Raw genomic sequence first — 21,666 nt, 5'->3', positions numbered from 1 at the left:
ACTGGCAAGAAAGGCCGGGGACATCCCGGCCTTTTTCTTTATCCGCCGACAGCCGACGAGACGAGATCGAAGCTTCGTGTTTGGCCTATACTCGTTGATGCGATAGGGGGTGCCTCACTCATCGACACGAAGGAAGGACCCATGCCAGCGCTTCGCATTCTTCTCCTGAGCTTCCTCTTTTCCGCCACCTCATTGTTTGCGCAGATTCCGGGCGACGTCACGCTCGAGGAGGTACTCCCCACCGGCACCTTCAGCGGCGCGCTCGGGCTGGTCCATGCCGGCGACGGCAGCGGCCGGCTGTTCGTCGTCCGGCAGGGCGGCATCGTCAAGATCGTCGAGAACGATCAGGTCCAGTCGGGCAACTTCCTCGACATCACCGGCCTGACCTCGGCCTCCGGCGAGCGCGGCCTGCTCGGCCTCGCCTTTCACCCGAATTTCAATTCCAACGGCCTGCTCTACGTCAACTTCACCGCCGACGGACTTGCCGGCGTGCCCAACGGCGACACGGTGATCGCCGAATACCAGGTCAGCGCCGGCGACCCGGACCAGGTCGACCCCAACAGCCGGCGCATCCTGCTGACCGTCACGCAGGACTTCTCCAATCACAACGGCGGCAACCTGGTTTTCGGCCCGGACGGCTATCTCTACATCGGCATGGGCGACGGCGGCAGCAGCAACGACCCCTGCAACCGCGCGCAGACCCTCGATCCCGACAACAGCCAGACCGGCGGCAGCTGCAAGGACAATGTCACGACCGCCTTGCTCGGCAAGATGCTGCGCATCGACGTCGACAGCACCACCCCGGCCGGCAGCAACAATCTCTGCGCCGCCAACCTGGACGGCTCGGCCGAGTACGCCGTGCCCGCGGACAACCCCTTCGCCAGTGATCCGAACGCCTGCGGTGAGGTCTGGGCCTACGGCCTGCGCAATCCCTGGCGCTGGAGCTTCGACCGCGACACCGGGGACCTGTGGATCGGCGACGTCGGCCAGTGGGACTGGGAGGAGATCGATTTCGAGCCCGCCGAGGATGCCGGCGGTCGGAACTACGGATGGGACGTCTGCGAAGCCGAATTCGCCAGCGGCACCAGCAACCCCTGCCCGCTCGCCGGCTCGACCCTGCCGGTGCTGAGCTACTCGCGCAGCGGCAGCGAGTGTTCGGTCACCGGCGGCTATCGCTACCGCGGGCCGGTCGACAGCCTTACTGGAACCTACATCTACGGCGATTACTGCTCCGGTCAGATCTGGTTCGCCAATCCCGACAACGGCGGCTGGACCGAGAGCGAATTCCCGGTGAGCGCACCCGACCTGAGAAGCTTCGGCGAAGACGAGGCCGGTAATCTTTACGTCGTGCGCTCCGGCGGCATCTTCCGCTTCGAAGGCGACACCAGCCCGGTCGGGCTGATATTCCAGGATCGCTTCGAACAGTAGGCGGAAGGACTCCAGGCGGCGGCCGGTTGCGTCCGGCCGCTCGTCACTGCGCGAAAAGTTCGCGAATCCTTTCCTTCTCCGCCAGGCCGTCGCGGTAGCCCAGCTCGATCAGCTCGCGGCAGAACTCCGCCTCGAACAGCAGGTAGCTGGGCAGCCGCCCCTCGCCCCAGGCGCCGACGCCCTTGAGCAGGGTCCGGACACTGGCGGGCACGCGGTGGCGGTGGCGCATCGCGATTTCCCGCACGTCGGTCGAGGGCTGGATCAGCAGGGTGTCGACCGGGCGCAGTCCGGTCTTCTCCATTCGATCTTCGGGGACCTGCTCGAGCGTGCGGTTGATGCGCTCGAGCCGGGCCAGGTCGTTGGTCAGGTAGTCCATGAAGATCACGTCCAGCAGGTAGCCGCCCACCTCGCCGAGCGATGGATAGGCGACATCCTCGGCGGGCTCCGGATCGGGCCGGACGTCGCGCGTGCCGATGATGAGCATGCGATCGGCGCCCATGCGAATCGGCGGGCTCAGCGGCGTGGTGTGGCGCATCCCGCCGTCGCCGAAGTACTCGTGGCCGATGCGGGCGGCGGGAAACAGCAGCGGCAGCGCGGCACTGGCCAGCAGGTGGGCCGGGCGGATCCGGGCGCGCCGGCCGATGCGTTTTCCCTTCTGCCAGCCCTCGATGCGATCGTCGGCCTGGAAGAAGGTCACGGCCCGCCCCGATGTGTATCCCGAAGCGGTCACCAGCAGGGCCTTGAGCAGGCCGGACTCGACCGAGCGCTCGATGCCCTCGGTGTCGAGTTCGCGTTCGAGCAGGTCCCCGAGCGGCCGGTTGTCGAGCAGGGACTTCGGGTTGGCCACCCCCAGGCCGCCCAGCGTCATCGAGGCCAGCCAGTGCAGGCCGCGACCGAGGTTGTGCAGCCAGCCGGTGCGGTAGATTTGGTGACAACGGAAATTGCCCCAGAAATGCTCGAGGCGGGCCGCGCCGTAGGCGAAGTCTCCGGCGTGGGAGGCCATCACCGCGGCATTGATGGCGCCGGCCGAGGTGCCGGTGATGATCGGAAACGGCGTCTTGTGCTCGCCGAGCAGTTCGGCGACGGCTTTCAGCACGCCGACCTGGTAGGCGCCGCGCGCGCCGCCGCCGGGCAGGACCAGTGCGGCGTGCGACTCCCGGCTCATCCGCCGCTGAGCACCATCGCCTCGAAGCCGTTGTCGAGCAGGCGACGACGCGCCCCGTCGGCTTCGCGGGCGCTTTCGAAGGGACCGACCCGCACGCGATGCCAGGTGACGTCGTCGACGGTCACCGACTGCACGCGGGCGTCGAGGCCCAGCAGCGTGACCTGTGCGCGCAGGCCCTCGGCGTCCTCGCCGGACCGGAACGAACCCACCTGCAGGACGTAGGGGCCCTGGCTGGCCGTCTCGCTGCTGCGTTCGCGGGCGCGCTCGGCGATTTCCTCTTCCGGCACGACCACCTCGCGCTCGGGCAGCACGGTAAAGAAGTCGTACTGGCGACTGCGCTCGCCGGCGACTTCCTCGGCGATGGGCGGCTCGTCTCGTCCGGACGGCTGCTGCGGTCCGTCCGGATCGTCGCGCCCGGGCAGGTAGCCGGCCAGCCAGGCCAGCGTCGCCAGCACCAGGCCGCAGACCACACCCGCACCGAAAGTCAGCAGGCCGCCGCCGGCCGTCGAGCCGCCGCGTTTTGCCTGTCGTCTCGCCACCCTACATTTCCTTCGGCGCGGACACGCCGATCAGGCCCAGGCCGTTGCGAAGGACCTGCCCGACCGCCGCGACCAGGTTAAGGCGGGCGTTGCGCAGGTCCTCGTCGTCGACCAGGAACGGCGTGGCGTTGTACCAGGAGTGGAAACCGGCCGCCAGGTCGTGCAGGTAGTGGGCGAGCACGTGCGCGGCGCGCTGGCGCGCCGCCGATTCGATCAGCTCGGGGAAGCGGCCGACCATGCGCAGCAGCTCCTGTTCATGATCGGTCTCGAGGCGTTCGACGGCGGCCTCGCCGATGGCCTGGTTGTGGCGCAGGCCGCGGCTGTCGAGTTCGCGAAACACGCTCATGATGCGCGCGTGCGCGTACTGGATGTAGTAGACGGGGTTCTCGTTGGCGCGCGACTTGGCCAGGTCGAGGTCGAAGTCGAGATGCTGCTCGTGCGAACGCATCACGTAGAAGTAGCGCGCGGCGTCGTTGCCGACCTCGTCGCGAAGCTCGCGCAGGGTCACGAAACTGCCCGAACGCGTCGACATCTGCACCTTCTTGCCGCCGCGGTAGAGTACCGCGAACTGGACGAGCTGGAATTCCAGCCGGTCGGGATTCTCGCCCAGGCCGGCCGCGGCGGCTTTCAGGCGCGGCACGTAGCCATGGTGATCGGCGCCGAAGACATAAAGCGAGGTGCCGCTGCAGCGGCCCAGCTTGTCGAGCAGGTAGGCGACGTCGGAGGCGAAGTAGGTGGTGCGGCCGTTCTCGCGAACGACCACTCGGTCCTTGTCGTCACCCAGCTCGGTGGCCTTGAACCACTTGGCGCCGTCCTTCTCGTAGAGCCAGCCCTGCTCGTCGAGCTTGTCGAGCGCGCGCGCCAGCGCACCGCTGGATTCGAGCTCGCGTTCGGAGAACCAGCGCTCGAATTCCACACCGAAGGCCGAGAGGTCTTCGCGAATGTCTTCGACCATGGTCTCCAGCGCAGCCTGGAAGCAGGCCTCATAGCCGTTCTCGCCGAGCAGCTCGCGGGCGCGGGCGATGAGTGCGTCGACGTGTTTTTCGGAGTCGCCGTCGGGCCCGTCGGCGGGCAGGCCCTCGGACACCTTCATGCCGGCGTGGCGCAGGTCGTCGCCGTGGCGCTTGCGCACCTCGCGCGCGATGTCGTAGATGTAGTCGCCGCGGTAGCCGTTGGCCGGGAAACCGACCTTCTCGCCGCTGAGCTCGAGGTAGCGCAGCCAGACCGAAACGGCCAGGATGTCCATCTGACGGCCGTGGTCGTTGACGTAGTACTCGCGGTGAACGCGGTGGCCGGCGGCCTGGAGGATCGCCGCCAGGCTCGCTCCGTACGCCGCCCCGCGACCGTGGCCCACGTGCAGGGGGCCGGTGGGGTTGGCGCTGACGAATTCGATCAGCACGTCCTCGCGGCTGCCCTCCGGCGCACGGCCGTAGCCCTCGCCCTCGGCCAGGATGTCGCGCAGGACGACCTTCAGATAATGGTTGCTGGCGAAGAAGTTGAGAAAGCCGGGCCCGGCCACCTCGACGCGGGACACGCGCTTGGAGGCGGGCAACCGCTCCTTTAGCTTCTCGGCCAGTTCACGCGGTGGCATCGAGGCCCGCTTGGCCAGTACCATGGCGATGTTGCAGGCGTAGTCGCCGTGACTGCGGTCGCGGGTATGTTCGATTTCGATTCGTGGGTCGAGCTCCGCGGGCAGCTGGCCCTCGCGTTTGAGATACCCCAGGGCCTGGCTGATCAATTCCTCGATGTGGGCGCGCATGTTTTGCCAAACTGCAGAAACAGCAGGTATTGTAACGATGCGCACGGGGCTTGTGATTGCAAGGTTATCCACAGAGCCTGTGGAAAACTGTGTGAACAAGTCCGGGAACAAGCCGTCCGAGCCCCGTCACGAGCGCGCCCGCAGCACTTTGGTCATTTTTTCGACAGATTGAAAACAATAAATAAAACAATATCTTGCAGGTTAAAGGCGAATTGACTGTTAGCTACGGCGCGTTAAGCCCCTGTTTCCTTTACGGGGCCATGACAATGTGCATAAATCGCGAGGGAAACGGAACGTGAGCCGCTCCACCAGGGCCTGGCAGGGCCTGCAACCGACGCTGGGAGCCCGGGTTTGGGTCGACCCCGCCGCGAGCGTGATCGGCCGGGTCGAGCTGGGCGACGATGTTTCCGTCTGGCCGGGCGCGGTGCTGCGCGGCGACGTCAACAAGATCCGGGTGGGCGCGCGCAGCAACATCCAGGACGGCACGATCTGCCACGTCACCCATGACGGGCCCTACACACCCGGCGGCCTGCCGCTCGTCCTCGGCGAGGACATCACCGTCGGTCACGGCGCCATCCTGCACGCCTGCACGATCGGCGACCGCTGCCTGATCGGCATGGGCGCCCTGGTGCTCGACGGCGCCGAGATCGCCGCCGACGTCATGCTGGCCGCCGGCAGTCTGGTCAGCCCCGGCAAGCGGCTGGAGTCGGGACGGCTGTATCGCGGCCGTCCGGCCGAGCCGGTTCGGGAACTGAGCGAGCGCGAGCTCGAAATGCTTCGATATTCGGCCGCGCATTACGTTCGGCTGAAGGATCAATATCTGGACGAGGGGGAAAGTTCATGAACGATGTGCCGACAATCGCGGCAAATGGCGTCAACATGCCGGCCCTGGGCTTCGGCACTTTCGAGCTCGACGAAGCCACCGTCGAGGAGATCCTCCCGCATGCGCTCGAGCTGGGCTACCGGCACGTTGATACCGCCCAGATCTACCGCAACGAGGCGGCCGTGGGGCGCGCGATCAAGCGGGTCAGCGTGCGCCGGGAGGACCTGTTCATCACGACCAAGGTGTGGGTCGACCAGTACGACCCGTCGGCCTTCATCCGCTCGGTCCAGGGCAGCCTCAAGCGGCTCCAGACCGACTACGTCGACCTGCTGCTGCTGCACTGGCCGGTTTTCGGGGGCAACGGCATGAACCCCACCCTGGAGGCGCTCATGCGGGCCCGGCGAGACGGCCTGACGCGGCACATCGGCCTGAGCAACTTCACCATCGACCAGACCGAACAGGCCGTCGCCTTCTGCGGCGAGGGTCAGCTGGCCACCAACCAGGTCGAATACCACGTCTATCTGGGCCAGGACAAGCTGCGACGCGTGCTGGCGCGCCACAACCTGATCCTGACCGCCTACATGCCGCTGGCGAAGGCGCGTACGGTCAACGACCCGGTGCTGTGGGACATCGGCGAGCAGTACGGCAAGACCGCCGCACAGGTCGCCCTGCGCTGGCTCGTCGAGCAGGATCGGGTCGCCGCCATTCCGGCCACCTCCAACCCGCACCACGCCTCGACCAACTTCGACATCTTCGACTTCCAGCTCAGCGAAGACGACCAGGCGCGCATCGCCGAGCTCGACAAGAAGCGCCGGATCTGCAAGCCCGAGGGCCTCTCCCCCGAGTGGGACGACTGACCGGGTAATCCGGCTCGCCGCGTCAGGGCATGACCTTCACGCCGTCGGCGACCAGGCGGTAGGCGACCGGGTCCTCGAGCAGGCCCGGGTCGGCGCCGTCCTCGGTGACCATGTGCTCGGCGGTTTCCGGCGACATCTCGTGGCGCTCGAGGACGCCGTGCGCGATCGCCGGCCCCCGCAGGTCGGCGGGAATGGCAAAGCCGTGGTCGCGTGCGACGATGCGCAGCATCTCTCCGTCGTTTTCGAACACGGCCCAGCAGCCACGATTGGTACACACGTCAGTCATGCGGCCCGACACCGTCAGCCGCTGGTCCAGGCTGGATTGCGGATCGGCCATGAGCACAGCCACGTCGGTCGGGTCGGCGTTCGTCTCGGGTGCTGTTCCGAACCAGTCCGAAGCGTTTACGGAAATCGTGGTCAGCAGGCCGATCAGGGCGCAGGCGGTCAGGGTCTTGTTCACGTTTTCTCCTTTTTGTCCAGGCCGTCCATGAATGGCCTGATGAAATCCATCGGCAGGGGAAAGACGACGGTGGTGTTCTGTTCGCCGCCAATCTCCGTCAGGGTCTGCATGTAACGCAGCTGCAGTGCGCCCGGCGCCTCGGCCAGCTTCGTGGCGGCCTCCACCAGCTTCTCGGAGGCCTGCTGTTCGCCTTCGGCATGGATCACCTTGGCGCGGCGCTGGCGCTCGGCCTCGGCCTGCTTGGCGATCGCGCGGATCATCGACTCGTCGAGGTCGACGTGCTTGATCTCGACGTTGGTGACCTTCACGCCCCAGCCGTCGGTCTGGCGGTCGAGAATCTTCTGGATGTCCTCGTTGAGCTTGTCGCGTTCGGCCAGCATCTCGTCGAGCTCGTGCTTGCCCAGCACCGAGCGCAACGTGGTCTGGGCGAGCTGGCTGGTCGCGTCCATGTAGCGCTCGACGTTGATGATCGCCTTTTCCGGATCGATCACGCGGTAGTAGACCACCGCGTTGACCTTGACCGAGACGTTGTCGAAGGAAATCACGTCCTGGGTCGGCACGTCCATCACGATGGTGCGCAGGTCCACGCGCACGATCTGCTGGATGAGGGGAATGACGATGATCAGTCCGGGGCCCTTGACCTTGGTGAAGCGCCCCAGCGTGAAGATCACCCCGCGCTCGTACTCGCGCAGGATCTTGATGGTATTGGCCACGAGCAGGACCAGCAGGACCAGCGCGGTGCCAAGAAACGAAACGGTGTCGATGTTCATGGTGTCGCTCCTTCGGATGATTCGATGGGACGCACTTTGAGAACCAGGCCGTCGACGTCGATGATCTCGACTTCCTGCCCCTTGGCGATCGGGTGTTCCGATTCGGCGCTCCAGTCCTCGCCCTCGAGGTGGATCCGCCCCTCGCCGTCGTGAAAATCGCTGATCGCCTCGGCGCGGTGTCCGGGCAGCGCTTCCCGGCCGGCCACCTGCGGCCGCCGGAACGCCTTGGCCGCGAGGTAGACAATCACGAGGAACAGCAACGCGGAGACCAGGCCCATGGCGGCGATCAGCCCGGTGTTGATGCCCATGCCCGGCACGTCGCTGTCCATCAGGATGACCGAGCCGACCACCACGGCAACGACCCCGCCGATGCCGAGGATGCCCAGCGAAGGCACGAACAACTCCACGGCGATCAGCGCGAAACCCAGCAGCATCAGCGCCAGGCCGACGTAGTTGACGGGCAGGATCTGGAACGCGTAGAGCGCCAGCAGCAGGCAGATGCCGCCGATCACGCCCGGCACCAGCGCGCCCGGATTGTAGCCTTCCAGAATCAGGCCGTAGATACCGACCATCAGCAGGATGTAGGCCAGGGTGGGATTGGTCAGCACGCTCAGGAAACGATTGCGCCAGTCCGGCTCCTTCTCGACGATGCCGGCGCCGGCCGTCGCCAGCGCCAGCGGGCCGGAAGCCATCCGAACCTCGCGGCCGTCGATGGCCTCGAGCAGCGCCGGAATGTCCGGACTGACCAGGTCGATGACATTCATTTCGGCGGCGTCGGAGGCCGTGAGGCTGACCGCTTCGCGTACCGCGCGCTCGGCCCAGTCGGCATTCCGGCCGTGACGTTCGGCCAGGCCGCGGATGTAGGCGACGGCATCCTCGACCGCCTTGCGAGTCATGGCGTCGCCCGACCGCGGCGCCTGTTCCTCCCGCGGCAATTGGCTCTCGGCGGTCACCTCGCCGCCCTGATCGCCCGATGTCGCCGAGCCCTCTGCGGCGTTGCCGCCGGATTCCTCGGCCGACGGTTCATCGAGGGCTTCGCGCGCGCGCTCCATGGGCGACCCCGGCTGCTCGTCGCCGCCGCCACCGCCGCCGATCTGAACCGGCGTGGCCGCGCCGAGATTGGTGGAAGGCGCCATGGCCGCCACGTGACTGGCGTAGAGCATGTAGGTGCCGGCGCTGGCCGCGCGTGCGCCCGGCGGGCCGACCCAGGTGGCCACGGGCACTCGGGCGTTGAGGATCTTCTTGATGATGTCGCGCATCGAGGCATCGAGACCGCCGGGCGTGTCGAGCTGCAGGACCACCAGCGCCGCCCCGGCCGCCTCGGCCTCCTCGATGCCGCGCACGATGTAGTCGCGCGTCGCCGGTCCGATGGCACCGTCGACGGCGAGCACGTGCACGACGGGCGCGCCCTGCCCACTGGCGTCGGGGGGCGGGCTCTGAGCAATGGACGCCAGGGCAAGAAAGAGCACGGCGAAAGCCGTCAGCCAACGGCCGGCGACCGGCACTCGGATGCGGGGGTTTTCAGTGCGATTCATCACGTTCTACATTAGAGCTTTGCCGGCGTGATCGCAACGTGCGCGCTTTGAATCCGTACGCCCGCGCCCCCAACATCCAGACAGGACATCGCAACAGCATCCCAACCAGGAGCAAGTAATGAACGAAAGCAGCATGCGCGAGCAGCTGGCCATGGACGGCGAGTCGCTCTACCGGGAAGAGACATTCAGCGATCGGCACGTGGGCACGATCCAGCGACTCACGCCGGTGACGGCCGACGGTGAAGACGATGCGTCGCGTTCGGTGCGCTACGTCGGGCAGACGCAGGTGATGAGCCCCGCAGGCGCCCTGCCGATCAACTTCGAACTCGAGGTCGAGTCGCTTTCCGAAGCCGTCCGCCAGTTTCCCGAGGCCGCCGAGAAAGCGGTCGAGGAGACCATCGAGGAGCTCAAGCGCCTGCAGCGCGAAGCCCAGTCCTCGATCATGGTGCCCGGCCAGGAAGGCGGCGGCCAGTTCGGCGGGATGGGCGGCCAGGGAGGACCCGGCGGCTCCGGCGGCATGGGGCCCGGCGGGGGCATCAAGATCTGAACATCTACCCTTGAGGGCATGTTCTCACGGGGACTGCCCCGCCGATTCGCCAAGCAGAAAAAGAAAAATCCCGGCCGGAAGTCCGACCGGGATTTTTTTGTGTCTCGTCCTCGTAGGGGGACGAGGTCAGCGCGGGATTACTCCGGACGCTTGCGCAGGAAGCGGCTCGGATCCTCTTCGCCGGTCACCGTGGTGCCTTCGAAGCGATCCCAGAACACCTCATCCTGGGTGACGTCCATCATCACCGGAATGATGATCAGGCCGTTGTCGCCGGCCATCGGGTCCGTCGTGTCGAAGCACAGGCTGGCCTCGTAGGTACCGACGCTCAGGCCCGTGCTGTCGTAGGTGACGTTGACGCTGGCGTTGCCACCCGGCGTGACCGTGCCCGACGTGGTGTCCAGGCTGGCCCAGCCGATGGCCTGCGGGTTCGAGCAGTCGCCGGCCGGCTGAACCACCAGGCTGACGTCGTCGACGAAGAAGTTCGTGACCGCATCCACCGTCTGGGAGTTGGTGGCGCCGTAGAACTGCAGGTCGTAGGTGCCGCCGTCGGCATAACTGCTGACGTCGACCGTCACCTGCTGGTACGTCGAGTAGGACGCGGCGTCGGCTTCGCTCACTGAGAACAGCAGGTCGCCGTCCAGGGTCACTTCCAGGCTGCCGCTCACGTCGGCCGTCGGAATCTCGAGGAAGAACGACAGTTCCGCACTCGGACCGTTCGGAATGGTCACCGCCTGCGTCACCGAGCCCGTCTCGACGGCTTCGTCGAGCCCGCCGAACCAGACCCACCAGGAGCCGCTGTTCGGGCCGGTGCCGCCGCCGAGACCGCAGCTGCCCTCATCGCACAGCGGGGTGCCGAAGGCGTCGGACGCCTCGTCCCAGCTGCTGTTGGGCGTACCTTCCTCGAAGCCGCCTCCGGCCACCACGTCGGTGGTGCCGTTGATCCCGTTGTTGATGCCGTCGAACTCCAGCGTCCAGTCGTAGGGCTGGACCCCGTAGTTGTACATCGTCAGGGATTCGACTTCCTGGGTATCCGGCAGCATGACCGGGCCCATCGACATCGGATCGGCCTGCGCACAGGCGGCATCCAGGTCGAGGCTGAAGTCCACCGTCGAGGTCGAACCGGCGCTGAGCGCAACGCCCGTGACGTTCGAGGGCAGGTGGCCGGCGTAGGACACCGACACGTCAACCGGCGACTCGGCGCTGTCGATCGACACGCTGTAGTTGCCGCTGGCGTCGGTCGTGGTGTTGTAGCTGCTGACCGCACCGTCGATGGTCACCGAAGCGCCCTGCGCGGGCTGCACGTCCTCATCGCAGTAGCCGAGGCTCATGACGTTGCCTTCGACGGTCGCGAAGCTCGCCGGCGCATCGACGGTCAGGGTGACGGGAATGACGATCGTGTCGTTGTTCGCGTCATCGGTCTGCAGGCAGACGGTGCCCTGATACTCACCCGGCAGCAGGCCCGTCGAGTCGATGCCAATATCGATCGAATCGGACGAGTCTCCGGAAACAGCGCCGCTGGCCGGGGTCAGACCCGTGATCCAGCTGGCACCGCACTCCAGGAAGCCCTGGACGTTCATCGCCATGCTGGAGAAGACGGGGTCCACTCCGGCCGGCAGCGAGGTCCAGTTCGGGAACGAGCCGCCGAAGGCCGAGCCCGGCGTGATGATCTGGGGCGAGGCGCCTTCGCCGGAGGTGGCCGCATACCAGTTCCAGCGCGGATCACCTTCGGTGCCCGGGACGGTCGCGTACGCCACCAGCCAGTAGCTGCCGGCCGACAGGTCGAGCGGATCGCCGCCGTTGACGGCGCTGACGTCGAGCGTCAGCGAGTCGTCCACGATGGTGATCGCGGCATCGCCCGGAGCCCCCACATAGGAGAAGGCTTCGGTGCCGCCGCCGTCCTCGGGGTGACCGGCCGGTACGCCGCCGGCATCGGGGTAGATGTAGAAGCCGATCTCGGTGGCGAAGGTTTCGATAGCCGGGTTGGCGCTGCCGGTGAAGCCGTCGGCGGTCAGCTCGACCACACCCTCACCGTTGACCGAGAAGTCCTCGGCACTGTAGGCGCCGGTGGAACCGGGCAGGCCGGTGAAGCGGTCGCTGACGATGCCGTCGTTGCCGTTGTCGACCTGGTCGATCAGCGTGACGTTGCCGCTGAACGTGTACTCGTTCCAGTTCAGGTCGCCGGCGCCGTCGTTGGTCAGCGTCATGCTCAGGGTGTCGGTTTCGTCCGGCAGGAGCGTCGTCGACAGCGAGGCCGGCGAGGAAGACGCACACGGGGTGCTCGTCCGCAGCTCGGCATCGCGCGTCGTGGTCGACTGGCTCGTCAGCGGAACGCCGCTGAGGACGCGATCCTCGTGGCCCGGCGCACTGACCGTCAGGGTCAGCGGGCCTTCCGCGACATCGAGCCAGAGCTCGTAGCCGCCGGCACCGCCGCTGGTGACGTTGAAGGTGGTCGAGCCGCCGACGATTTCCACGTTGGCGCCGGCCAGCGGGACCGGATCACCGTCGCAGTAGCCGAGGCTGCTGATCGTGCCGGCGATGCGCGCCTGATTGGCGGCAGGCTCGACGATCATTTCGACCGGAACTTCGATCGTGCCGCCGGGCGTGTCGTTCTCGACCACGATGGTCGCCAGGTAGGTGCCCGGCGTCGTGATCGACGGGGCCGCGGCGTTGAAGGTCGGCGTGACGTTCAAGGTCTCGAAGAACGTGACCGGGCCGTCGGCGAAAGTGCCGTTGTCCGGCGTCAGCGTCAGCCAGTCGACGTTGGCGACATCGATCTGGTCGACCTGGGCCCACCAGTTCCAGCCCGGCGACTCGTAGTGGAAGCGGACCTGGGCGGTTTCACCGTCGTAGGCGCTGATGTCGAGGCTTTCGGGCGTACCCGGGCCTTCGTCGGACTCGTCGGCGGTGTAGCTCTGCAGCGTGGTCCAGGTGGAGCCGCCGTCGGTGCTGATGTCGACGTTCAGATAGCTGGAACCGAGGTGATTATAGGAAACCACGTAGTCCAGCGAGGAACCGGCGGTCACCGCGAAGGACGGCGAAACCAGCGCTGTGTTCATGGTCGTACCGCTGCCGCAGACGTCGGAGTCGGCGCTTGCCGAGAATCCGTCGCCGCCGGCATAGTTCGGTCGTCCGTCGGTGTCGTTGCGGTTCCACACGCAATCGCCGCCCAGGTTCTGGACCTGCCAGCCCGCGGGGGCGAAGCTGCCTTCGAAGTCCTGGTTGGCGGGATGGCTGACGGACAGGTTCACCGTCGCCTCTGCCGTGCCGTCGTTGACAAGCACCAGGTAACCGTCATCGCTCTGGCCGAAGGTCACCGTCTGCGACAGCGACTGCGGCTGGGCCGCCAGGCGGCCGGCGTTCAGGGCGAAATCTTCGCGGCGCGCGGCGCCGTTAACGAAGGTGTCGCTGAGCGTGCCGTCTTCGTAGCCGGTCTCGGAGACCGTGATGGTCTGGCTGCCGGCCGGCACGAAGAGATTGTAGGCACCGTCGCCCAGAGCCGGGTCCATCGAGGTGCCGGTCACGGTCGACTGCGAGGTGCCGTCCACCGAAACAGTGGCGCCGATCAGGGCGCTGCCGTCGTTGGCGTCGGTAACGCGGCCGGTGACCAGTTCACCCATGGCGGGTCCACAGGTACCGAACTCGATCACTTCGACATCATCAACCTGCCACCAGTAGTCCCAGGAGGCATCGCTGTAGCGGAATCGAAGCTGCACGCTGGCTTCACCCGCATAGTCCGCCAGGTTCACGCTCGCCGAAACGGGACCACGGGTCTGGGATGACAGGGACCACTCGTTGGCCCAGCTGGAGCCGCCGTCCGTGCTGACGTCAACCTCTGCGGTAGCACCAATATTGCGGAAGTCGTAGTTGAACGAAACTTCGGCATTCACGGCACCGCTGAGGTCGATTGCCGGCGTGATCATGCCGGTGTCCTGGCTACCGCCAAGGCCGTAATTGTCGGAGTCGACAATCGCGAAATTGCCCGAACCGCCGGTCTCATTGGCGCGACCACCGGGATTGTCGAAGCTCCAGGTCTGACCACCGCCATCGTAGTCTTCGACAGTCCAGCCGGCAGGCGCACTCGTCGCGTCGAACGATTCGGTCAGCACGGTCGATGCAGTATTGCCGTAACCCGGCGCACTACAGGCCACCAGGTCGGCGTCGAGCGCGAAGTCTTCCGTCTGGGCGCCGGTCAGCGGGCCGACGGTGCGGGTGGCGAAGTCGTATCCGCCGCTCAGGGCCGTGACGGTGAAGTCGAAGGCCATGCCTTCGGGCAGGGTCACGGAGTAGCTGCCGTCGCTCGGGTCGGTGTAGATCGGGCTGTTCGGATAGCCGTCGATCTCGATTTCGGCGTGCAGCGGCCAGCCGGTGGTGTTGTCGGTCACGACACCGCTCACCTCGTAGGTGGCGGCCGGCACCAGCGAAACCTGGATGTCGGTCGTCTGGTTCTCGACGATGCTCACGCCGGTTTCGGTCGCGGCCTGGTAGCCGTAGGCCGAGACGTCGACGTCGAAAGTGCCTTCCGACATCGTCAGAGCGAACTCGCCGCTCTCGTCGGTGCTCGCCGACCACTCGGGCGGCGGCGGATTCGGATTGGTGATCACGACATCGGCGCCGGCGATGGGCAGGCCCGAGTTGTTGTCGGTCACGGTGCCGGTCAGGTCGCCCTGCGGTCCTTCGAGGGCCGCGGCGGCGGTGACGGCGGCCAGCGCGTCGATCTCGCCCCAGCCGGTGGCGTAGTTGGGCACGTTGCCGGGCCCTTCGCCGCCTTCACCGGAGTCGTACGGCACCGGGTTGGCGGTTTCCATCAGCAGCGTGCCGAGGGTGGCGTAGTCGCCGGCCAGGCTCGGGGCGGCGCTGATCATCAGCGCGATCACGCCGGTGGCGGCCGGGGAGGACATCGAGGTGCCCGTAAAGCCGCAGGTGTAGTTGGCGTCGCCGGTCGAATAGGCCGAGCAGATGCTCACACCCGGGGCCACGACGTTCGGCTTGAGATCGTTGTAACCCATCGGGTCGGGCAGGGTCGGGTCGGTGCCGTCGTTGGGATCGTCGGTGGGACCCCAGTTGGAGTGACTGGCGTACTGCCCGTCGGCGTTGCCGGTCGAGCCGATGCCCAGGACCGAGCCGTAGCGGGCCGGGTTGCCGACCGTGTTCAGCCCCGGCGGGGCGCTGTAGCCGCAGTTGCTGGCGTTGCCGTTGGAGAAGACGGGCACGACGCCGGCGGCGATCCAGGCGTCAACCGAACCCTGGTACCAACCGTCGTAGGACTGACCGCAGTCGCCCCAGGAGTTGTTCACGACGTGGACGCGTTGGCTCGGATCGGGGTTGTTGCCGGCCAGGTCGGTCGGCGCGGCCATGAACTGGGCGCAGGCCAGAAGATTCGTGCCGGGGCAGCTCGTGCTCGTGCAGCCCAGGCAGGACACCCAGTCGGCGCCGGGTGCGACACCGATCTGGTTGGCGCCGCCGTCGTCGCCGACGGCCGTGCCGGAAACGTGCGTGCCGTGGGGGTTCGGCCACTGCGGCTCGGTGCTGCCGCCGTCGTCGAACCAGTTGTAGTTGTGGTCGAACACGCCGCCGCCGAGGTTGCCGCGGTACTGGTTGACCAGGGCCTCGTGCGTGTACCGGGTGCCGGAATCGATGATGCCGACCGAAACGCCCTGGCCCGTGTAGCCCTGGGACCAGGCGTCGGGGGCGTTGATCTGGGCAACGCTGGCGACCACCGCATTGATCTGGTTCTTGGTCTCGGCGTTGTTCTCCGGCTCGGGAATGAACCCGACCGGCTCCTGGACCAAGGCCTGGACATCGCCGCGCTTGGCCAGCGCGTTGAGCATGTTCAGGTCGGTGTTCTTGACGGCGATGACGTTGTCGATCCAGAAGGAGCGGTAATCCGCGCCCAGACTGTCGAGCTGCGCCTTGATGTCCGCCTGGCTGCGATCAGCCAGATCCCTGAGGGTGCGGTACACGAACCAGCCGCGTTCCTCCCAGTCCATCCCGAAGGCCGGCGACAGGTCCGCGCTTTCCTTCATGTAGATGAACATGCGGGCGCTGCCGCGTGACTTGAGATTCGTGGCCAGCTGCGGGTCCACGTAGACCTCTTCCTGCTGCGGACTTCTCCGCTCGCTGGAATCGGAGGCCTTGACACCCTGAGCGGCGGCCGGGACGGATATCGCGGCTGCCAGTATCAGGGCGACTATCGCCATCAACCATCTGATTTTCATTGGTACTCCCAGTTAGTTTGCGTCTTGCGAGTCTCTGCGCCCGATCTACTGACCGGGTCGCCGCTGCCCCCCGGAGCGACTCGCGTTGTCCATTTTCCGCAGGCCGGTAACCGGACGGTTTCCGAACTACGAATTCCCCATTGGATCACGCAAAATACGGGATGCACACCAACGCGTCAAATCAGCGCCGGCTAAAATGTGATGGCCGTCACACAAGTAGAGGGGAGTCCGGCTATGCCGGCCACCATCAGGTTCTGAGGCCGGTTCCCCGTTTGAGCAGGAACAACGCGATGCCGCCCAGGAGGGTGCCGAAGAGCACGATCATGAAGTACGCCAGGCCCAGCGACACGTCGGTTATCCCCAGCATGCCGTAGCGAAGCGCGTTGACCATGTAGAGGATGGGGTTGCCCAGCGCCACCTGCTCCCACAGCCCCGGCAGCAGGCCGACCGAAAAGAACACCCCGCCGAGGTAGGTCATGGGCTGCAGCACGAAGGTCGGGATGATCGCGATGTCGTCGAACTTCTGGGCGTAGATGGCGTTGATGAACCCGCCCAGGGCAAAGACGACCGCCGTCATCACCAGGATGGAGATGGTCACCAGGGCGTTGTGCATGAAAAAGCCCGAGAAAAACCCGGCGACAAGCCAGACCAGGAAACCCACGCTCAGCGCCCGGAACAGCGCCCCGGAGACGTACCCGGCCAGGATGATCCACGGCGGCAGCGGGCTGATCAGCAGCTCCTCGATGTGCTTGCCGAACTTCGCCCCGAAGAACGAGCTGGTGATGTTGCCGTAGCTATTGGTGATCACCGACAGCATGATCAGGCCCGGCACGATGAACTCCATGTAGTCGATGCCGCCCATTTCGCCCACGCGCCGGCCGATGATCGAGCCGAAGATGACGAAATAGAGCGTCATCGTGATCACCGGCGGGATCAGGGTCTGCGGCCAGATTCGCAGGATGCGCGTGACTTCCTTGATCAGGATGGTCTTGTAGCCGATCCAGTAGCTGTGTGCGGATACGTCGACGCTCATGCCGCCTCCTCGTCGATGCCCACCAGGCGCATGAACAGCTCCTCGAGGCGATTGGCCTTGTTGCGCATCGATATGACCTCGACGCCCTGCTCCTCGAGCACCCGGAACAGGCGGTTGAGGCTGCGCGATTTCGGAATGCTGGCCTCGAGCGTGCTGGCATCGCGCTTGATGATCTCTATCCCGTCGACTTCCGGCAGGCTGTCGATCGGCTCGCGCAGGTCCAACACGAATGTCTCGACCTGCAGCTTGCCCAGCAGCGCCTTGACCGACGTGTTCTCGATGATGCCGCCGTGGTCGATGATGGCCACGTTGCGGCACAGGTTCTCGGCTTCCTCGAGGTAGTGAGTGGTCAGGATCACGGTCGTGCCGGCTTCGTTGATCTCGGAAATGAACTTCCACATCGAGCGGCGGATCTCGATGTCGACCCCGGCCGTGGGCTCGTCGAGGATCAGCAGCTTCGGTTCGTGCACCATCGCCCGGGCGATCATCAGGCGGCGCTTCATGCCGCCGGAGAGCTGGCGCGAGGGACCGAAGGCCTTGTCCCAGAGGCTGAGCTTCTTCAGGTAGTGCTCGGCGCGTTCACGGGCGATACGACGCGGCACGCCGTAGTAACCGGCCTGGTTGACGACGATGTCGAAGGGCTTTTCGAACTGGTTGAAGTTGACCTCCTGCGGCACCAGCCCGATCTGAGCCATCGCGCGCGAGCGCTCCTTCTGCACGCTGATGCCGAAGACCCTCGCCTCTCCGGAGGTGGCATTGACCAGCGAGCTGACGATACCGATCAGGGTCGACTTGCCGGCCCCGTTGGGCCCCAGCAGGGCGAAAAAATCGCCCTCGGCGACTTCGAGATTGACGCCCCGCAGGGCGACGACGTCGTTGCGATAGACCTTCCTGAGGTCGCGGACTTCCAGCGCATTCATGACAATCGGCCTATTGGTTTCGGTCGGGCAGCAAGGCAGAATAGCAGGCTGTCCCCGGCCTGCCGTGCCGGGCTCTTTACATCTTGGGTTCTAACACGTGGGAATCAAATCCGGATTTCGATCCACTCTGGGCGCCGGCCTTCTGGTGCTCGCCGTCACGCCGCTGTCAGCGCAGGAAGCCCGCGTCGACGACCGCTGGGCGGACCTTTCCAAGTGCGAGCTCTCGGCCGGCGGCGGCCGGCTGACGGCCTCCGCCCTGTGCGGCACGCTGACCGTGCCGGAAAACCCCGCCGAGCCGGACGGCCGGCAGCTCGAGCTGGCCTTTGCCGTCAAGCAGGCCCGCGCGAGCACCGTCCTGGCCGATCCGATCGTCTTCCTGGCGGGCGGCCCCGGGCAGTCGGCGCGCGACGCGCTGCCGATCATGCAGGCCGCGCTGCACGAGCTCAACCGCGAGCGCGACCTGATCTTTCTCGACCAGCGCGGCACCGGGGGCTCGAACGCCCTGGAGTGCAGTTTCGACGACCAGGGCGAGCTGTGGCTGCAGCCCGACTGGGCGGAACTCAACGAACAGCTCAAGGCCTGCCTGGCCGAATGGGATGCGCAGGTCGAGTTCTACACGACCACGCAGGCAGCCGCCGACCTCGACGCCCTGCGCGAGGCCTACGGCTTCGAACGCCTCAATCTCGTCGGCGGCTCCTACGGCACCCGCCTCGCCCAGGTCTACCTGCGCAACTACCCGGATCGCGTGCGCACGGTCGTGCTCGACGGCGTCGTTCCCACACGCCTGGCGCTCGGCTCGGAGCACGCGATGATGCTCGACCGGGCGCTGGAGAAGGTCTTCGAGGACTGCCGTGAAACCGCCGACTGCGCCGAAGCCTTCCCTCAACTCAGCGAAGCCTTCGCCGAACTCAAGGCGCGCTACCGCGACAACGCCCGGGACATCGTCGTCACCCATCCGCGTACCGGCCAGGGCATCGACCTGCCGTTCAACCGGGAAGTGCTGGCGAGCGCGCTGCGCTTTTTGGCCTACAACCCGGAAACGCAGATGATGATCCCCTACCTGGTGCACGAGGCCGCCCGCACCGGCAGCCCGGAGCGCCTGGCCAGCCAGGCCATGATCGTCACCGACCGGATGAACGACATGATCGCCATCGGGCTCAACTTCTCGGTGGGCTGCAGCGAGGACTGGCCGGTGTGGCCCGAACAGAACGATCAGTCCGAAACGCTGCTGGGCAACAGCATGACCGAAGTCTATGCGCAGGTCTGCGAATGGTGGCCGGCCGGCGAGGCGCCGGCGGACTTCCACGAGCCCTTCGACAGCGATGTGCCGGTGCTGCTGCTGTCCGGCGAACTCGACCCGGTCACCCCGCCGACCTACGGCAACGAGGCGGCCGCGCAGTTTTCCAACAGCCGGCACCTCATCGCCGACGGGCGCGGTCACATCGTGATGACCAACCCCTGCATGAGTTCGATCGCCACGCAGTTCGTGCGCGAGGCCAGCGTGGACGACCTCGAAGTCGAGTGCATGGAACGCATCGGCCACGAACCCTTCTTTCTCGACCTGCTCGGACCGGCGCCATGATCGAAGCGAAGAATCTCCGCAAGACCTTCAACAAGGGCAAGGTCGTTGCCGTCGACAACGTCAGCTTCACCGCGCGCGACGGCGAAATCACCGGCCTGCTCGGTCCCAACGGCGCCGGCAAGACCACCACCCTGCGCATGCTCTACACCCTGCTGCGCCCGGATTCCGGCCACATGCGCGTCGACGGCATCGACCCGGAAGTCCAGCCGCTGTCGATCAAGCGCGCGCTCGGGGTCGTGCCCGATTCCCGGGGGCTCTACGACCGGCTGACCGCCCGCGAGAACATCCGCTACTACGGCAAGCTGCACGGCCTGGGCAAGGCCGACATCGAGCGCCGCACCGAACAGCTCACCGAGATCCTGGGCATGAGCGAGTTCATCGACCGCCGCACCACGGGCTTTTCCCAGGGCCAGCGCGTCAAGGTGGCCATCGCCCGCGCACTCATCCACGACCCGCGCACCGTCCTGCTCGACGAGCCCTCCAACGGCCTCGACGTCATGACCACCCGCGCCCTGCGCGAATTCCTGAGGGAACTGAAGAAGCAGGGCTGTTGCGTGGTGCTGTCGACGCACATCATGCAGGAGGTCGCCGCATTGTGTGACCGCATCGTCATCATCGCCGACGGCAAGGTCGCCGCCGAGGGCACGGCCGACGAGCTGCTCCAGCGCTCGGGCGAGGCCAATCTCGAGGACGCCTTCGTCAAACTCATCGGATCCGCCGAGGGGCTGCTCGCATGATCGCCGTATTCCTCAAGGAACTGCTCGACAACTTCCGCGACCGCCGGGTGATTCTCAACACCCTGGTGATCGGGCCGCTGATGGGGCCGGTGATCTTCGCGGTCATGATCTCCTTCATGGCCAGCCAGGCTGCCGAACGAATGGAATCGCGTCTCGAACTGCCGGTGGTCGGCGCCGAGAACGCGCCCAACCTGATCGGCTTCCTCGAGCGCCAGGGCGTACTGATCGAGGAAGCACCCGAGGATCCCGAAGGCGCCGTGCGCCGCGAAGACGAGGAAGTGGTCCTGCGTATCGGGCCGGACTTCGGCGAAGCCTGGGAAGCCGGCCGGCCGGCGCCGGTGGAAATCATCGCCGACCAGTCGCGGCGCTACACCGGCGCGTCGATCAGCCGCGTCCGGGCCTATCTCAACGGCTACAGCCAGCAAGTCAGCCAACTCAGGCTGCAGCTTCGCGGCGTACACCCGGAAATCACCCGGCCGATCAACGTCACGGTCAAGGACCTCTCCACGCCCGAGTCGCGCGGCGGCATGGTGCTCGCCTTCCTGCCCTACTTCATCCTGATCACGGTGTTCATGGGCTCCATGCACATGGCCATCGACACCACCGCCGGCGAGCGCGAGCGCAAGTCGCTCGAACCCCTGCTGATCAACCCGTTGCCGCGCTGGCAGATCATGGCCGGCAAGCTCGGAGCCACAACCTTCTTCGCCCTGGCCACGCTGGCGCTGGGCCTGATCGCCTTCGTCTACGCCATGGGCTTCCTGCCGGTCGCCTCGATGGACGTCGCACTCAACCTCGATTTCCGCGTCGCCGGCCTGGCCTTTCTGCTGGTCGCACCCGCCGCCCTGCTGGCGGCAGCGCTGCTCACCATCCTGGCGTCCTTCGCCAAGAGCTTCCGCGAAGCGCAGAGCTACATGGGCATGGTCGTGCTCATCCCCATGATCCCCAGCTTCTGGATCCTGATCGACCCGAGCCGCGCGGAAACCTGGATGACCCTCGTTCCCCTCCTCAGCCAGAACGTGCTGATCCTCGAGCTGGTACGCGGGGAACCGGTCAACTGGGCCTGGTTCGGGTTCTCGATGGGCACGACCGGACTGCTGGCCGCCATCCTGGCCGCCGTCGCCGGCACGCTCTACAATCGGCCGCGGCTGATCTTCACCTCGGCGTAGGGCGCGCGCTGCGCGCCCCGGTTTCGTTAGTTCGTTTTTTCGTTCTTTCGTTCTTTCGTTCCGCGCTTTGGGGGTTGGGAGCCTGGGTGAGGTTGGTGCCACCGGGCGGTGCGGGGGTCTCGACACGTCG

Annotated in this window: 16 protein-coding genes; 7 read left to right on the top strand and 9 right to left on the bottom strand. The window is 66.3% G+C overall.

Features of this window, described 5'->3' with window-relative positions; genetic code table 11:
* Positions 1-141 precede the first annotated feature (141 nt).
* Positions 142-1,428: a PQQ-dependent sugar dehydrogenase gene (locus DZC52_RS00100; RefSeq protein WP_116649085.1), complete on the top strand. Its 1,287-nt coding sequence runs from the start codon at positions 142-144 to the stop codon at positions 1,426-1,428.
* Positions 1,429-1,471: 43 nt separating this feature from the next.
* Here DZC52_RS00100 and DZC52_RS00095 read toward each other — a convergent pair whose 3' ends face one another.
* The 3 genes from DZC52_RS00095 to argS are packed head-to-tail and all read right to left on the bottom strand — an operon-like array spanning position 1,472 to position 4,891.
* Positions 1,472-2,593 (bottom strand): patatin-like phospholipase family protein, encoded by a 1,122-nt coding sequence (locus tag DZC52_RS00095; protein WP_116649084.1) that lies wholly within the window; start codon positions 2,591-2,593, stop codon positions 1,472-1,474.
* The gene (locus tag DZC52_RS00090) at positions 2,590-3,132 is read right to left on the bottom strand and encodes an SPOR domain-containing protein (protein ID WP_116649083.1); all 543 of its coding nucleotides are present in this window, start codon (positions 3,130-3,132) and stop codon (positions 2,590-2,592) included. Before DZC52_RS00090 ends, DZC52_RS00095 begins: the two co-directional genes overlap by 4 nt.
* A 1-nt stretch (position 3,133) precedes the next feature.
* A complete protein-coding gene (gene argS / locus DZC52_RS00085; protein WP_116649082.1) occupies positions 3,134-4,891 on the bottom strand; it encodes an arginine--tRNA ligase in 1,758 nt (585 codons plus the stop codon).
* Between the two features lie 295 nt (positions 4,892-5,186).
* Between argS and DZC52_RS00080 the strand changes: the two genes are divergently transcribed.
* Both DZC52_RS00080 and DZC52_RS00075 read left to right on the top strand, forming a co-directional pair.
* Positions 5,187-5,735 carry a gamma carbonic anhydrase family protein gene (locus tag DZC52_RS00080; RefSeq protein WP_116649081.1) on the top strand — a complete coding sequence of 183 codons (549 nt, stop codon included), beginning with the start codon at positions 5,187-5,189 and terminating at the stop codon, positions 5,733-5,735.
* Positions 5,732-6,571 (top strand): aldo/keto reductase, encoded by an 840-nt coding sequence (locus tag DZC52_RS00075; protein WP_220338226.1) that lies wholly within the window; start codon positions 5,732-5,734, stop codon positions 6,569-6,571. Before DZC52_RS00080 ends, DZC52_RS00075 begins: the two co-directional genes overlap by 4 nt.
* 22 nt (positions 6,572-6,593) lie before the next feature.
* Here DZC52_RS00075 and DZC52_RS00070 read toward each other — a convergent pair whose 3' ends face one another.
* From DZC52_RS00070 to DZC52_RS00060, 3 genes are read right to left on the bottom strand one after another with little or no spacing between them, the layout of a single operon-like run.
* Positions 6,594-7,031, bottom strand: a complete 438-nt coding sequence (locus DZC52_RS00070) for a DUF4920 domain-containing protein (RefSeq protein ID WP_116649080.1) — start codon at positions 7,029-7,031, stop codon at positions 6,594-6,596.
* Positions 7,028-7,795, bottom strand: coding sequence for a slipin family protein (locus DZC52_RS00065; protein ID WP_425451378.1), 768 nt, complete (start codon positions 7,793-7,795; stop codon positions 7,028-7,030). The genes DZC52_RS00070 and DZC52_RS00065 overlap by 4 nt, the downstream gene beginning before the upstream one ends.
* Before the next feature lie 2 nt (positions 7,796-7,797).
* Positions 7,798-9,336: an NfeD family protein gene (locus DZC52_RS00060; RefSeq protein WP_116649078.1), complete on the bottom strand. Its 1,539-nt coding sequence runs from the start codon at positions 9,334-9,336 to the stop codon at positions 7,798-7,800.
* 118 nt (positions 9,337-9,454) lie between these two features.
* On the opposite strand from DZC52_RS00060, the gene DZC52_RS00055 reads away from it, so the two are divergent.
* Entirely contained in the window at positions 9,455-9,883 is a 429-nt protein-coding gene (locus tag DZC52_RS00055; RefSeq protein ID WP_116649077.1) for a beta/alpha barrel domain-containing protein, read from the top strand.
* 137 nt (positions 9,884-10,020) lie between these two features.
* On the opposite strand, the gene DZC52_RS00050 is transcribed toward DZC52_RS00055, so the two are convergent.
* The 3 genes from DZC52_RS00050 to DZC52_RS00040 form a co-directional block, all read right to left on the bottom strand.
* A complete protein-coding gene (locus DZC52_RS00050) occupies positions 10,021-16,098 on the bottom strand; it encodes a carboxypeptidase regulatory-like domain-containing protein (RefSeq protein ID WP_116649076.1) in 6,078 nt (2,025 codons plus the stop codon).
* A gap of 247 nt (positions 16,099-16,345) precedes the next feature.
* Complete coding sequence (locus DZC52_RS00045; RefSeq protein WP_116649075.1) at positions 16,346-17,131, bottom strand: ABC transporter permease; 786 nt, start codon at positions 17,129-17,131, stop codon at positions 16,346-16,348.
* Positions 17,128-18,051, bottom strand: a complete 924-nt coding sequence (locus DZC52_RS00040; protein WP_116649074.1) for an ABC transporter ATP-binding protein — start codon at positions 18,049-18,051, stop codon at positions 17,128-17,130. Before DZC52_RS00040 ends, DZC52_RS00045 begins: the two co-directional genes overlap by 4 nt.
* A gap of 97 nt (positions 18,052-18,148) precedes the next feature.
* On the opposite strand from DZC52_RS00040, the gene DZC52_RS00035 reads away from it, so the two are divergent.
* The 3 genes from DZC52_RS00035 to DZC52_RS00025 are packed head-to-tail and all read left to right on the top strand — an operon-like array spanning position 18,149 to position 21,536.
* Positions 18,149-19,633, top strand: coding sequence for an alpha/beta hydrolase (locus DZC52_RS00035; RefSeq protein WP_116649073.1), 1,485 nt, complete (start codon positions 18,149-18,151; stop codon positions 19,631-19,633).
* The gene (locus tag DZC52_RS00030) at positions 19,630-20,370 is read left to right on the top strand and encodes an ABC transporter ATP-binding protein (protein WP_116649072.1); all 741 of its coding nucleotides are present in this window, start codon (positions 19,630-19,632) and stop codon (positions 20,368-20,370) included. Before DZC52_RS00035 ends, DZC52_RS00030 begins: the two co-directional genes overlap by 4 nt.
* Entirely contained in the window at positions 20,367-21,536 is a 1,170-nt protein-coding gene (locus tag DZC52_RS00025; protein WP_116649071.1) for an ABC transporter permease, read from the top strand. Before DZC52_RS00030 ends, DZC52_RS00025 begins: the two co-directional genes overlap by 4 nt.
* Positions 21,537-21,666 lie beyond the last annotated feature (130 nt).

It is taken from the genome of Wenzhouxiangella sediminis, assembly GCF_003410055.1.
GTDB lineage: Bacteria > Pseudomonadota > Gammaproteobacteria > Xanthomonadales > Wenzhouxiangellaceae > Wenzhouxiangella > Wenzhouxiangella sediminis.
The sequence above is the reverse complement of the archived record's forward strand: the minus strand, read 5'-3'. Positions and strand labels throughout refer to the sequence as shown.